6 protein-coding genes are annotated in these 14,206 nt (G+C 65.5%); 5 read left to right on the top strand and 1 reads right to left on the bottom strand.

Annotated features, from left to right (window positions below):
* The first annotated feature begins 4 nt into the window (after nucleotides 1-4).
* The 3 genes from FZ938_RS22670 to FZ938_RS22660 all read left to right on the top strand — a co-directional run bounded on the left by FZ938_RS22670 (nucleotide 5) and on the right by FZ938_RS22660 (nucleotide 4,186).
* The gene (locus FZ938_RS22670) at nucleotides 5-3,130 is read left to right on the top strand and encodes an efflux RND transporter permease subunit (RefSeq protein WP_149200716.1); all 3,126 of its coding nucleotides are present in this window, start codon (nucleotides 5-7) and stop codon (nucleotides 3,128-3,130) included.
* Nucleotides 3,131-3,171: 41 nt separating this feature from the next.
* A complete protein-coding gene (locus tag FZ938_RS22665) occupies nucleotides 3,172-3,564 on the top strand; it encodes a hypothetical protein (RefSeq protein ID WP_149200715.1) in 393 nt (130 codons plus the stop codon).
* A gap of 160 nt (nucleotides 3,565-3,724) precedes the next feature.
* Entirely contained in the window at nucleotides 3,725-4,186 is a 462-nt protein-coding gene (locus FZ938_RS22660; protein WP_246457592.1) for a c-type cytochrome, read from the top strand.
* 56 nt (nucleotides 4,187-4,242) lie between these two features.
* Here FZ938_RS22660 and FZ938_RS22655 read toward each other — a convergent pair whose 3' ends face one another.
* Nucleotides 4,243-6,051 (bottom strand): tetratricopeptide repeat protein, encoded by a 1,809-nt coding sequence (locus FZ938_RS22655; protein ID WP_174757185.1) that lies wholly within the window; start codon nucleotides 6,049-6,051, stop codon nucleotides 4,243-4,245.
* Nucleotides 6,052-6,348: 297 nt separating this feature from the next.
* On the opposite strand from FZ938_RS22655, the gene FZ938_RS22650 reads away from it, so the two are divergent.
* Nucleotides 6,349-7,413: a TIGR03032 family protein gene (locus tag FZ938_RS22650; RefSeq protein WP_174757183.1), complete on the top strand. Its 1,065-nt coding sequence runs from the start codon at nucleotides 6,349-6,351 to the stop codon at nucleotides 7,411-7,413.
* Nucleotides 7,414-7,481: 68 nt separating this feature from the next.
* The coding region (locus FZ938_RS22645) for a calcium-binding protein (RefSeq protein WP_149200711.1) at nucleotides 7,482-14,206 on the top strand (6,725 nt) is incomplete at its 3' end.

Here is a 14,206-nt window from a genome sequence, read left to right as displayed (position 1 = left end):
GTCCATGTTCAACGTCCTCGTCAACACCAGCCTGCGCAACCGCCTCTTCGTGCTGGCCGCCGCCGTGCTGCTGGTCGTCTACGGCTCCTTCGTCCTCAAGGGACTGCCGGTCGACGTCTTCCCCGATCTGAACAAGCCCACCGTCACGCTGATGACCGAGGCCGAGGGCTTGGCACCCGAGGAGGTCGAGCAGCTGGTCACCTTCCCGCTGGAGACGTCGATGAACGGCATGCCGGGCATCACCCGCGTGCGATCGGTCTCCGGTGTCGGCCTGTCCATCGTCTTCGTCGAGTTCGACTGGGGCACCGACATCTACCGCAACCGCCAGCAGGTCGCCGAGCGTCTTGCCATCGTCCAGGGTCAGCTGCCGCCGAATGTCCGGCCGCAGATGGGGCCGATCTCCTCCATCATGGGCGAGATCATGCTGATCGCCATGTCCGCCGAGCCGGGAAGCGGCGTCGGGCCGATGGATGTCCGCGAACTCGCGGACTGGGTGGTCCGTCCCCGCCTGCTCGCCATCCCCGGCGTCAGCCAGGTCATTCCCATCGGCGGGGAGATCCGCCAGTACCGCGTCGCCCCCGATCCGGCGCGCCTGCACGACCTGGAGATCACCACCGACCAGCTTGTGAACGCGCTCCGGCAGTTCTCGGCGAACACCGGCGGCGGGTTCATCGACCAGCACAGCGAGGAGTACCTGATCCGCAACATCGGCCGGACGACCCGGCTGGAGGATCTGCGCACCCTGGTGGTCGCCTACAAGGCCGGACAGCCCATCCATCTGCGCCAGGTCGCCGATGTGGATTTCGCCGCCCGCGTGAAGCGCGGTGACGCCGGCGTCGACGGGAGACCCGCCGTCATCCTGTCCGTGCAGAAACAGCCGGGCAGCGATACGACGAGGCTGACGGCCGAGGTCGAGAAGGCCCTGGCCGATCTGGCGCAGTTTCTGCCGAAGGGGGTGAAGGCGAACGAGATCCTGTTCAAGCAGGCCAACTTCATCGACACCTCGATCCACAACGTCATGACGGTGCTGCAGGAGGCGGTGGTGGTCGTCGCCGTCATCCTGTTCCTGTTCCTGCTCAACGTCCGCACGACGCTGATCTCGCTGACCGCCATTCCGATCTCGGTCCTGATCACCGTTCTGGTGTTCAAGGCGTTCGGCATGTCGATCAACACCATGACGCTGGGCGGCCTCGCCATCGCCATCGGCGAACTGGTCGACGACGCCGTGGTGGACGTGGAGAACATCTACCGCCGCCTCGGCGAGAACCGCCGGGCGGAAAACCCCCGTCCGGTTCTGGAGGTGGTGGCGGCGGCCTCGCAGGAGGTGCGGTCCGGCATCGTCTACGCCACGATCATCATCATCCTGGTGTTCGTGCCGCTGTTCGCCCTGTCCGGCATCGAGGGGCGGCTGTTCGCGCCGCTGGGCGTGGCCTACATCGTCTCCATCCTTGCCAGCCTGCTCACCGCCATCACCGTCACGCCGGTGCTGTCCTACTACCTGCTGCCCAAGCTGAAGCGGCTCGACGAGCATGACAGCTGGCTGGTGCGGCGGTTGAAGGCCGGAAATGCACGGCTGCTCGGTTGGGCCTTCGCCAACCCCGGCACCCTCTTCGCCGTCGTAGGCTCCGCCGTGGTGATCGCCGCGGCCACGGTGCCGAGCCTGCCGCGCGCCTTCCTGCCGCCCTTCAACGAGGGCACGCTGACGATCTCCATGGCCCTCAACCCCGGCATCTCCCTGGCCCTGTCCAACCGCGTCGGTCTCGTCGCCGAGAGGCTCATCATGCAGGTGCCGGAGGTGACGTCGGTCGGCCGCCGCACCGGCCGTGCCGAACTGGACGAACACGCGGAAGGCGTGCATTCCAGCGAGATCGACGTCGACCTGAAGCCCTCCGCCCGCAGCCGCGCCGAGGTTCTGGCCGACGTGCGGGCGCGGCTGGCTGCCCTGCCGGTGTCGGTGAACATCGGCCAGCCGATCTCGCACCGGCTCGATCACATGCTGTCGGGCGTCCGCGCCCAGATCGCCCTGAAGATCTATGGCGAGGATCTGGACACCCTGCGCAGCCTTGCCGGACAGTTGCAGCAGATGCTGACGGCGATCCCCGGGCTGGTCGACCTGCAGATCGAGAAGCAGGTCCGCATCCCGCAGGTGCAGGTCGTGATCGACTACGAGCGGGCTTCGCTCTACGGCGTCACCCCGGCGATGGCGACGGACGCGCTGGAGAGCCTGTCCAACGGGCGGGTGGTGTCGGAGATCGTCGACGGCACCCGGCGCTTCGACGTCGTGCTGCGCCTGTCCGACGAGGATCGCACCACCAGCGGCCTGGCCAACCTGCTGGTCGAGACCCCGGCGGGGCGGGTGCCGCTCAGCCTGTTCGCCAGTGTCGAGGAGACCGACGGGCCGAACCAGATCCTGCGGGAGAACGGCAAGCGCCGCATCGTCATCCTCGGCAACAGCGACGGCAAGACGGACATGGCGCGGATCGTGGCGGGCATCCGCGACGTGGTCGGCCGCTCGTCGTTGCCGCCCGGCTACTTCACCAGCCTGGAGGGCACCTTCCAGGCGCAGGAGGAGGCGTCCAAGACCATCGCGGCGCTGTCGATGGTGTCGCTGGCGATGATCTTCCTGGTGCTCTACAGCCGCTACCGCTCGGCGGTGCTGACGCTGATCATCATGGGCAACGTGCCGCTGGCCCTGATCGGCAGCGTGGCCGCCCTATGGATCGCCGGACAGCCGCTGTCGGTCGCCTCGATGATCGGCTTCATCACCCTGACCGGCATCAGCGCGCGCAACGGCATCCTGAAGGTCAGCCATTACATCAACCTCGTCCTGCATGAGGGCGAGAGCTTCGGCCGGGCCATGGTGATCCGCGGCAGCCAGGAGCGGCTGACCCCGGTGCTGATGACCGCCTTGTCGGCCGGCGTCGCCCTGGTGCCGCTGATGATCGGCGCCGACGCGCCGGGCAAGGAGATCCTGCACCCGGTCGCCGTCACCATCTTCGGCGGTCTGGTCAGCGCCACCCTGCTCGACACGCTCCTGACCCCCGTCCTCTTCCTCAGGCTCGGCGGGAAGCCGCTCAGGCATCTGGTCGACGCCCAAGCCGGTTCGCTGCGTCCGGCCGAAGCCTACTGATCCAACCGTTCACCCTGTCCAATTCAGAAGGAAAGCCTATCGTGAAGGTCTCGACCCTCCTCGTTGCCGCCACCCTGTTCGCCGCCCCGGCGACGGCCTTCGCCGACGGTGCCAAGACCGGCACCCATGGCGGTCCCCGCACCGACGCCGGCCCGTATCACGCCGAACTCGTGCTGCAGGGCAACGACGTCGTCCTCTACGTGACCGACGGCGCGGACAAGCCGGTCGACGTGACCGGCGCCAAGGCCGAGGCCACCATCCTGGCCAACAGGCAGACCCAGAAGGTCGCGCTGGAACCTGCGGGCGCCAATGCGCTCAAGGGAAAGGCCAGCCTGGGCGAGATCCACGACAGCGTGAAGGTCGTCACCGCACTGACCATGCCCGGCCAGAAACCGGTCCAGGCCCGTTTCGAACTGGGCCACGCCGGCCACTGAACCCGTATGGGCGGCATGAGGCGGTGATCCTCATGCCGTCCCGAACAAGGAGACGCGCGATGAGCGCCAGGAAGAAACCCGCAACGCCGGCGGCGGCTTGGCTGCTCCCGGCTCGACGCCTGGAAGTCGTGCCAGTCATGACGCGCCGGGGAAAATGGTCGTGAAAAAGGCGTTGAAGGTCGGCATCGGCTTGGCCTTGGCCGCCGTGGTCGCGCTGGCCGGCGCGGTCATGTTCGCCGGTCCGAAGGTGAGTGCCGACCCGACCGATGCCGCACAGGTCGCCCGAGGGAAAATGGTGTACGCCGAGCAGTGCGCGTCGTGCCACGGGACCCGGCTCGAGGGCCAGACGAACTGGCAGAGCCGCAAGGCCGACGGCCGTCTGCCCGCGCCGCCTCACGATGCCACCGGCCATACGTGGCACCATCCGGACGAGGATCTCTTCAGGATCACCAAGCAGGGCATCGCGGCGTTCGCACCGCCCGGCTACAGCAGCGACATGCCTGCGTTCGGCGGCAAGTTGAGCGACGCCGACATCTGGGCGGTTCTCGCCTTCATCAAAAGCTCCTGGCCGGAAGACATCCGCCGCCGCCACGCCGCCATGAGCGAGCAGTCGAAGAAGTGAGGAGACGAATAGTGATCTTGCCCCGGTTCGGTGGGGCAAGATCATTCTTGGCGCCGTTACGCCTCATATGTCGCGTATGGCCCCCGCATCGCCCAACGTCCCAGGGCGATACGGACGCGATCGATGACGGGTGTCCAGTCGCCCGGCCGGTCCTGGCGGAACAGGCGCATGGTCGGATACCAGGGGCTGTCCGATCGGTTGCACAGCCAACGCCAGCAGGAGTCGTAACGCGACAGCATCCAGATCGGCCGGCCCAGTGCTCCGACCAGATGGCACACCGAGGTGTCGACGCTGATGACGAGGTCAAGTTCCGCGACGAATGCCGCGGTGTCGGCGAAATCGCCAACCATCTCCATCCAGTCGACAAGATCCAGACCGGGCGGCCGCACCTCATTCGCCGGTGGCCCTTTCTGCAGACTGTAGAAGGTCACGCCCGGAACATCGGCCAGCGGAGCCAGTGCGGCCAGCGGGAAGCTCCGCCGCCGGTCGACCATATGCGCAATGAACTGCTCGTCATGCGCCGAACCAGCCCAGACCAGGCCGACCCTTCGGCGGCGCTCACCGCCAAGCCTCCGTTTCCAGGTGGCGCGATCCTGTTCGGACGTGTGCAGATAGGGGACCGCTGCCGGGATGGTTGCCAGCGTGGTGCCGAACGCCAGCGGCAGGCTGAGCAGCGGAATGCAGGCGTCGCATGCCGGCGGCGGGTCCGCGAGCGACCGGACGGAGGCGATGCCCGGGAGCGTCGACAGCAGCCGGACCAGTGACGGCTGAACCATCAGATGAACGTGAGCGCCGAGCGCGGCCAGCATCGGAGCATAGCGGACGAAGTGCAGCGTATCGCCCTGTCCCTGCTCTGCCACCAGAAGGAACGAGCGTCCCGCCGGGTCGCCGCCACGCCAACGCGGGGCATGGGCCGGATAGGCCCTATTTTCCATCCGCCAGCGCGATTCGTAGAGACGCCATCCGTTGGCGAAGTCACCCTGTGCCAGAAGCACCATGGACAGGTTGAAGCGTGCGACATCGCTTTCGGGATGGAGCACAAGGGCGCGCTCGTTGCCGCGGCGCGCCCGCTCCATCTGCCCGCTATCGTGTTCGGCCAGGGACAGGTTGATGAGGGCCGAAAGGGATGCCGGTTGCAGAGCGAGAGATCGGCGGCCCAGCGATACCGCCGTCGCAAAGTCGCCGCGCAAGCTCGCCACCAGACTGTCGCCGGCTTCCGCATGGCCCTCCAGCGGAGCCAGCTGACGCAGCCGATCATGCATTGCCTGGGCTGCGTCGAGCTTGCCATGCCGGATCAGGAGTCCCGCATGATTCACATAGCCGCCTGGTCGGTCGGGCGACAACACAATCGAACGCTGTGTGCAGGCAAGCGCCAATTCCACCGCTTCACCGAGGCCACCGGCCAGTGCGAGCCACGCAGACGGGCTGGTCGGGGCCAGCCGGACCGCCCGATGGAAGATCATCGGCAGGCGTTCCATCGCCCGTCGCTCATGCAGGATCGAACCGGCAATCGACCAGCCTTCGGCAAAGCCCGGATCGAGAGCCAATGCCCGCATCGTCGCCCGTGCCGCAGCCTTGATGCGCCGGGTTTTATGCAGGAGCGAGGCCAATCCGGCCCAGGCCTTCGGATAGGCCGGACGCAGTCGCAAGGCGTGTTTGTAAGCCTGTTCCGCATCCTCCACCCGGCCCTGGATGCGTCGCGCCTCACCAAGATTGTGCCAGATGCTGGCCCGATGCGGCGCAAGTATGGCTGCCGCCGTGAAACAGCAGTCAGCAAGCGCTTCCTGCCCGTCAGCCAGGGCCGCTGCGCCTCGATGGGTAAGCGCGACGGCTTGATCGGAGAAACCAGAGGTCAGTGCGCACATGAAAAAGCTTTCTCCGGGTGGCAGCGGACCCGCGCGATGTGGCTGTGGAGTGGATTCTGGTGCGTCCCGCCGGGCTTCCATTCGATTGGACCAACCGAGGTCCGCGTCACGTCCTGAGAACTGTAATATTAGACCTTTTTTCTGCGCTTCCTCCTTTGCGTGTTTTCTATTTTTAGATGCAATGCGCGCACATTTCGAGAATTTTTCCATTCTTTGCGGTGATTTCAAATTATTTAGCAGCTAATGTTAACCAAGCATCCGGGAAGATGGTCAAAAAGCGCGATGGAGAGCGGTCGGATGGCAGCCGAAGAACGATCCCGTCCCATGCTGGAAGGCACGCCGCAGTTGGCTGATTGGCTGGAGACCGCCGGCTGCGCAATCGCTTTTTCGACCTATGAGGCGCACCGGCTTTTTTTCCTGGGGTTGGGGGAAGATGTGCGTTTGAAGGCCCATGAACGGATCGTGCAGCGTTGTCAGGGGTTGTGTGTCGACCGAGCCGCGCTATGGGTCGGCGGACAATCGCACCTCTGGCGTTTCGCCAACACACTGCAACCGTCCGACCGCACGCCGTCGGGCGCAGACCGTCTTTATGTGCCGCGACTCGGTTATATGATCGGCGATGTGGATATCCATGACATCGCCGTCGGACATGACGGTGTCCCGATCTTTGTCAATACGCGCTTCAGTTGTCTTTCCGTCCCTGACGCCGACCAGGGCTTCCGTCCCGTTTGGAAGCCCGCCTTCATTTCCGCCCTGCGCAACGAGGATCGCTGCCATCTGAACGGATTGGCGCTCGGTGAGGACGGCCGACCGATGTTCACGACCGCATTGGGCCGCTGCGATGTCATCGAAGGCTGGCGCGAGCGCCGGACCGACGGCGGCGTACTGATCGACGTCCCGTCGGGTGAGGTCGCCTGCGCCGGACTGTCGATGCCCCATTCCCCCCGCTGGCACCGCGGCCGGCTTTGGCTGCTCAATTCCGGCACCGGCGAGCTTGGAACGGTGGACCGGAGCGGCCGCTTCGAGCCGGCCTGCTTCTGCCCCGGCTTTGCGCGCGGGTTGGCCTTTCATGGGAAATGGGCGGTTGTCGGGCTGTCGCGTCCACGCGGCGATCACGGAACGCTGAGCGCGTTGCCGCTTGAGGCGGCCCTGAAACGGGCCGGAGTCTCCGCTCAATGCGGCTTGGCCGTGGTGGACACCGACAGCGGAACCGTGGCGCACATGCTGTGGCTCCATCACACCGTCAACGAGTTGTACGACGTCGCCATCCTTCCCGGTGTGCGCCGTGCGGAGGCGGTGGGGCTGCTCGACGCGCGGGCGCTGGCCGAAGCGGTGACCACTCCAACAGACGTTCCGAATTGACCGGACGCCACATGGCGGACGGTGAACGGGTGCGGCGTCGACAGATATATCCGAGGGGCTGACAGATCGTGGCTACTCCAACCTTTGCTCTGGTCGGTACCAACTCTTTCGGTCTCAGCGGCGTCGGGCAATACGCCGCCCCCACATTCGCGGATCTCGACGGTGACGGCGACCTGGATCTCCTGGTCGGAAACAAGGCGGGCGAGACGGTATATTTCGCCAATGTCGGAACGACTCTGGCACCGACATATTCGCTTCAAGGCACCAATCTTCTTGGTCTTTCCAGCTACAACACCTATGCGACACCAAGCTTCGTCGATATCGACGGAGACGGTGACCTCGATCTGTTCATCGGCAGCAAGGACGGCGGTACGCGGTTCTTTCGCAACACCGGAACGTCGGCCTCTCCATCCTTCTCCCTGGAGGGGACCAACCTCTTCGGCATCGTCACCGACAGCTACATGGTTCCGAGCTTCGCCGACCTGGACGGCGACGGCGATTCCGATCTGCTGATGGGGACCACCAGCAACGGCCTCCTTTTCTACCGCAACACCGGAACCTCGTCGGCGCCCACCTTTTCGCTGGAGGGAACGAACCTTTTCGGCATGGCGGCTGGCGTCAGCCACAGCGCGCCGGCCCTCGTCGACCTCGACGGTGACGGCGATCTCGACCTGGTGAGCAAGGATGTCGTTTCCATCAACATCGGGACGGCATCGTCTCCCACATTCTCGCTTGCCGGGACGGCTGTTTACGGTCTTGCAACCGGAAGCTATCCGATGCCGGCGCTGGCCGACCTCGATGGCGACGGCGACATCGACGCGCTCTATGGCATCTCCAACGGTTCCCTGAAATATCTCAGGAATATCGCGCCGGTCGTCAGGACCTTGGCTGATTCCGGCAACACGCTGACACTGTCGCAGATCAACACGCTGACGGGTGGCACCGGCACCGACGTCATCACGCTGGGCGACATCGGCGCGACCTTCGGCGTCACCGGCGTCGAAACACTGACGGGCGGCACCGGCACCGACGCCGCTACACTGGGCACCTCCGGCAACACGATGCTGGTTTCAGGGCTGGAGACGCTGATCGGCAGCAGCGGCATCGACGTCATCACGCTCGACACAACGGGCAACACCCTGCTGCTTTCGACAATAGAGACGCTGACGGGCGGGGCCGGCACCGATGTCGTGACACTCGGCACCAGCGGCAATACGCTGAGCGTCACCGGCATCGAGACATTGACCGGCGGTACCGGCACTGATGTCGTGATACTCGGCATCGCGGGCAACACGATGCTGGCCTCGCGCATCGAAACGCTGACAGGTGGCGCCGGCACCGACCTCATCACGCTCGGCACCACGGGCAACACTCTGACGGTCGCGGCAATCGAAACGCTGACCGGCACCGGCGGCACCAATGTGATCACGCTGGGTGACACGGCCGGCACCACCATGATGGTGTCGTGGCTGAGAACCCTGACCGGCGGGGCTGGAACCGACGTCGTCACGCTGGGTTCGGCGGGCAATACCACGACGATGGTAAAGTTGGAAACCCTGACCGGCGGGGGTGGAACCGACATCGTCACGCTGGGTTCGGCGGGCAACACCGTGCTGGTGTCCGGGCTGGAATCCCTGTTGGGTGGCGTCGGTGTCGACATCGTCACCCTGGGCGATGTCGGCAACACGATAGCGGTCTATAGCACTGAAACCGTCATCGGCGGTGCCGGAACGGACACCGTCACGCTTGGCTCCAATGGCGTGCAGGTCGCAGCGTGGGGCCTGGAATTCGTCACTGCGGGTGGTGCGGGCGGCACGACGTCTTTGAACTTGGGGGCGCAGGGCAACACCACCACGGTGTCGCTGATAACGACCATCGTCGGCGGTACCGGCACCGACCTGATCACCCTGGGATCGGCCGGCGTCACCACGAAGGTGTCGGATCTGGAGACGCTGACCGGCGGCGTCGGCACCGACGCCGTGACCATCGGAACCGCCGGCACGACCATGCTGGTCTCCCGGCTGGAAACCCTGACCGGCGGCACCGGCACCGACGTCATCACCATCGGCACCATCGGCAGCACCATGACGGTGAAGCTGCTGGAGACCCTGGTCGGCGGTGCCGGCACCGACCTCGTGACCTTCGCCTCCGGTGGCAACACGACGCTGGTGTCCGACATCGAGACGTTGACCGGCGGGAACAATACGGATTTTGTCATCCTCGGTACCGGCGGCAACACGATTCAAATCACCCGCATTGAAACGGTGACGGGAGACAGCGGCACCGACGTCGTAATGGTGGGCACCACCGGCGCATCTGTGAAGGTGCAAGGTCTGGAGACCTTGATCGGTGGGGCCGGCACCGACGTCGTGACGTTCGGTACCGCCGGCAACACGGTGCTGCTTTCCGCCGTGGAAAGCGTCATCGGTGCCGCCGGCACGGACATCGTGACCTTAGGGTCGGCCGGCAGCACGGTATTGATCTCGGCGCTTGAAACGCTGGTTGGTGGTGTGGGCGTCGATGTCGTCACAGTCAGCGCCAGTGGCATAACCCTTTTTCTTTCCCAGATCGAAACGTTGAACGGTGGCTCGGGCCGTGATGCCATCTCGCTGATGGATTCGGGCAACACGATCCAGCTGTGGAGAATAGAGACGCTGACCGGTGGGGCCGGCACCGATGTCGTGACGATCGGTTCCAGCGGAAGCACGGTGTTGGTATCCGACATCGAAACCTTGGCGGGCGGCACCGGCACCGACATCGTGATGCTGAGCACCGCCGGCAACACGATGCTGATTTCGGCTGTCGAAACGCTGACGGGTGGGGTCGGTACCGACGTCATCATGCTCGGCACCGCGGGCAACACCCTTACGGTCGCGGCAATCGAGACGCTGACGGGTGGCGCCGGCACCGATGTCGTCACCCTTGGCACCGACGGCAACACCCTTACGGCCGCGGCAATCGAGACCCTGATCGGCGGCTCGGGCACCGACGTCGTCGCACTGGATTCGAGCGGGGTCACGCTTCTGGTCAGCGGTGTCGAGACGCTGACGGGCGGCGCCGGCAGCGATGCCGTGACGTTGGGGACCCTCGGTAGCACTTTGGAAGTTGGTGCCATCGAGACGCTGACGGGCGGTGCCGGTACCGATGTCATCACCCTTGGCACCGCCGGCAACACGTTGCTGGCCGTCAGCATCGAGACCTTGACCGGCAACGTCGGCACCGACCTCGTCACCATCGGCAGCACCGGCACCACCACGACGGTGTCGCTGCTCGAAACCCTGACGGGCGGCGCCGGCACCGATGTCGTGACGATCGCCACGACCGGCACAACAATGCTGGTGTCGCTGGTGGACACGCTGATCGGCGGGGTCGGCCTCGATGTCATCGCACTGAACAACGCCGGCAACACGCTAGCCGTAAAGGCGATTGACACGCTGTTCGGCGGCTCAGGCTCAGACATTGTCAATTACGTGCTGAGCGCCACGGAAACCATAACGTTAAGCAATATTGAGGCGATCACCGCGTCGGGGAGCGGAACGCTTACCGTTCAGGTCGGAACGGATGGCGGAACGCTTTCGGTCAGTAACCTTGATTATGTTGTCGGATCGTCCGCCACCGACGTCGTTACTCTTTCAGGAACTTATATCCTCGGCGTCTCCAATGTCGAAACCCTTATCGGTACGAATTCTGTAGATCATGCGGTAACTCTTGGCACCGGCGGCAACACGATGCTGGTCGCCGCGATGGAGTCCCTGATCGGCGGCATCGGTACGGATGTGCTGACGACCGGCAGCGCCGGCTCGACATTGCTGGTGCGGTTGCTGGAGACGCTGACCGGCGGCGCCGGCACCGACATGGTGACGTTGGGTTCGGCCGGCAACACGACACTGGTCGCCGGGCTGGAAACCCTGACCGGCGGCACCGGCACCGATGTCATCACCATCGGCACCATCGGCAGCACCATGACGGTGAAGCTGCTGGAGACCCTGGTCGGCGGTGCCGGCACCGACCTCGTGACGTTCGCCTCCGGTGGCAACACGACACTCGTTTCCGACATCGAGACGTTGACCGGCGGGATCAGCGTCGATGTCGTCCTTCTCGGCACCAACGGCAGCACGCTTCAGATTTCCCTCATCGAAACGGTGACGGGAGACAGCGGCACCGACGTTGTAACGGTGGGCAACACCGGCGTATCGGTGAAGGTGCAAGGCATCGAGACCTTGGCGGGCGGTACCGGCACCGACATCGTGATGCTGAGCACCGCCGGCAACACGATGCTGATTTCGGCTGTCGAAACGCTGACGGGTGGGGTCGGTACCGACGTCATCATGCTCGGCACCGCGGGCAACACCCTTACGGTCGCGGCAATCGAGACGCTGACGGGTGGCACCGGCACCGACGTCGTGACGCTGGCGTCCGCCGGCAATACGCTGCAGGTCAGCTCGATCGAGACGCTGATCGGCGGCTCGGGCACCGATGTCGTCACCATCGGATCGGCTGGGGCCACGCTTCTGGTCAGCGGTGTCGAGACGCTGACGGGCGGCGCCGGCAGCGATGCCGTGACGTTGGGGACCCTCGGTAGCACTTTGGAAGTTGGTGCCATCGAGACGCTGACGGGCGGCACCGGCACCGATGTCATCACCCTTGGCACCGCCGGCAACACGCTGCTGGCCGTCAGCATAGAGACGCTGACCGGCGGCCTCGGCACCGATGTCGTCACCCTTGGCACCGCCGGCAATACGCTGCAGGTCAGCAGTATCGAAACGCTGACGGGCGGCACCGGCACCGATGTCGTCACCCTTGGCACCGACGGCAACACCCTTACGGCCGCGGCAATCGAGACCCTGATCGGCGGCTCGGGCACCGACGTCGTCGCACTGGATTCGAGCGGGGTCACGCTTCTGGTCAGCGGTGTCGAGACGCTGATGGGCGGCGCCGGCAGCGATGCCGTGACGTTGGGGACCCTCGGTAGCACTTTGGAAGTTGGTGCCATCGAGACGCTGACGGGCGGCGCCGGCACCGATGTCATCACCCTTGGCACCGCCGGCAACACGCTGCAGGTCGGCAGTATCGAAACGCTGACCGGCGGCCTCGGCACCGATGTCGTCACCCTTGGCACCGCCGGCAATACGCTGCAGGTCGGCAGTATCGAAACGCTGACCGGCGGCTCCGGCACCGACGTCGTGACGCTGGCGTCCGCCGGCAATACGCTGCAGGTCAGCTCGATCGAGACGCTGGTCGGCGGCTCGGGCACCGATGTCGTCACCATCGGATCGGCTGGGGCCACGCTGACCGTTTCCGGCATCGAAACCATCATTTCGGCCAACCAGACCCTTCAACTCACCGGGTTGGAGACGCTGGTCAGCATCGTGAAGTCCGACATTCTCTTCGTGGGCAGCGGGGGCGAAACCCTGACCCTCGCGGAGCAGTACAGGACCATCATCGGCTCTTCCTCCTCCGACGTCATCACACTGGGAACCACAGGCGGCACCCTCCTGGTCCAGGGGCTGGAAACGCTGATCGGATCGACGGCCAGCGATGTCGTGGCACTCGGCACCTTCGGCAGCACCATGACGCTGTCGCTGTTCGAGACGGTGACCGGCGATGCCGGCACCGACGTGATCCTGCTGGGCGGCGCCGGCAATACCGTCCTGGTCGACCGGCTGGAATCGCTGAGCGGGAGCACCGGCACCGACCGGGTGACGCTGGGCACCACGGGCGCCACCCTGCTGCTCAGCGGCATCGAATCGCTGGCGGGGGCGGCCGGCACCGATGTCGTCACCCTGGGGGGCGGCGGCGCCACGATTCTTGCCGAGTCCCTTGAAACCATCACCGGCGCCGCCGGATCGGATCTGGTCCTTCTGGGGTCGTCGGGCAGCACGCTGCTGGTGTCCGCGGTGGAAACACTGGTCAGCGGCACCGGCACCGATGTCGTCACGCTGGGCAGCGGCGGCGGCACCATCCTTCTGCGCGGCCTGGAAACCCTGATGGGCCAGAGTGGTACTGACGTCGTCACCGTCGGCGACACCGGCGCCACCATGCTTGTTTCCTCGTTGGAAACCCTTATCGGCGGCATAGGCACCGATGCCGTCACGCTGGGGACTGCCGGCAACACGCTGCTCGTATCGGCGGTCGAGATCCTGACGGGCGCGGCCGGTACCGACGTCGTCATGCTGGATTCGGCGCTCGGCAATACCCTGCTGGTGTCGGCGGTCGAGACGCTGAGCGGTCAGGCCGGCACCGATGTCGTCACCCTGGGCACGGCCGGCAACACGCTGCTGCTGTCGCTGCTCGAGACGATCACCGGCGATGCCGGCACCGACGTCGTCACCCTGGGCTCGGTCGGCGGCACGTTGCTGGCGTCGGGGCTGGAAACGCTGACCGGCGGTGCCGGCAGCGACAGCATCTTCCTCGGGCTTGGCGGCAGCACGCTGCTGGTGTCGGGCATCGAAACCCTGATCGGCGGGCTGAACATCGCCACAGCGAACAGCGCCATCGACATCGTCACCCTGTCCACCGCCGGCAACACCATCCTGCTGCGTGGGTTGGAAACCCTGACCGGCCAGGGCGGCACCGACGTCGTCACCATCGGCGATACCGGCACCACCATGCTGACTTCGGCCCTGGAGACACTGACGGGCGGTGCGGGCACCGACGTGATCTCGCTGGGCACCGCCGGCAACACGCTGCTGGTCTCGGCTCTGGAGACCCTCACGGGCCAGGGCGGCACCGACGTCGTCACCATCGGTTCGGCCGGCGGCACGCTGCTGGTTTCGGGTCTGGAGACGCTGAC

The sequence above is a fragment of the Azospirillum oryzae genome, from assembly GCF_008364795.1.
Lineage (GTDB): Bacteria > Pseudomonadota > Alphaproteobacteria > Azospirillales > Azospirillaceae > Azospirillum > Azospirillum oryzae.
Note: the sequence above shows the minus strand (reverse complement) of the source record. Positions and strands in the feature narration are given on the sequence as shown.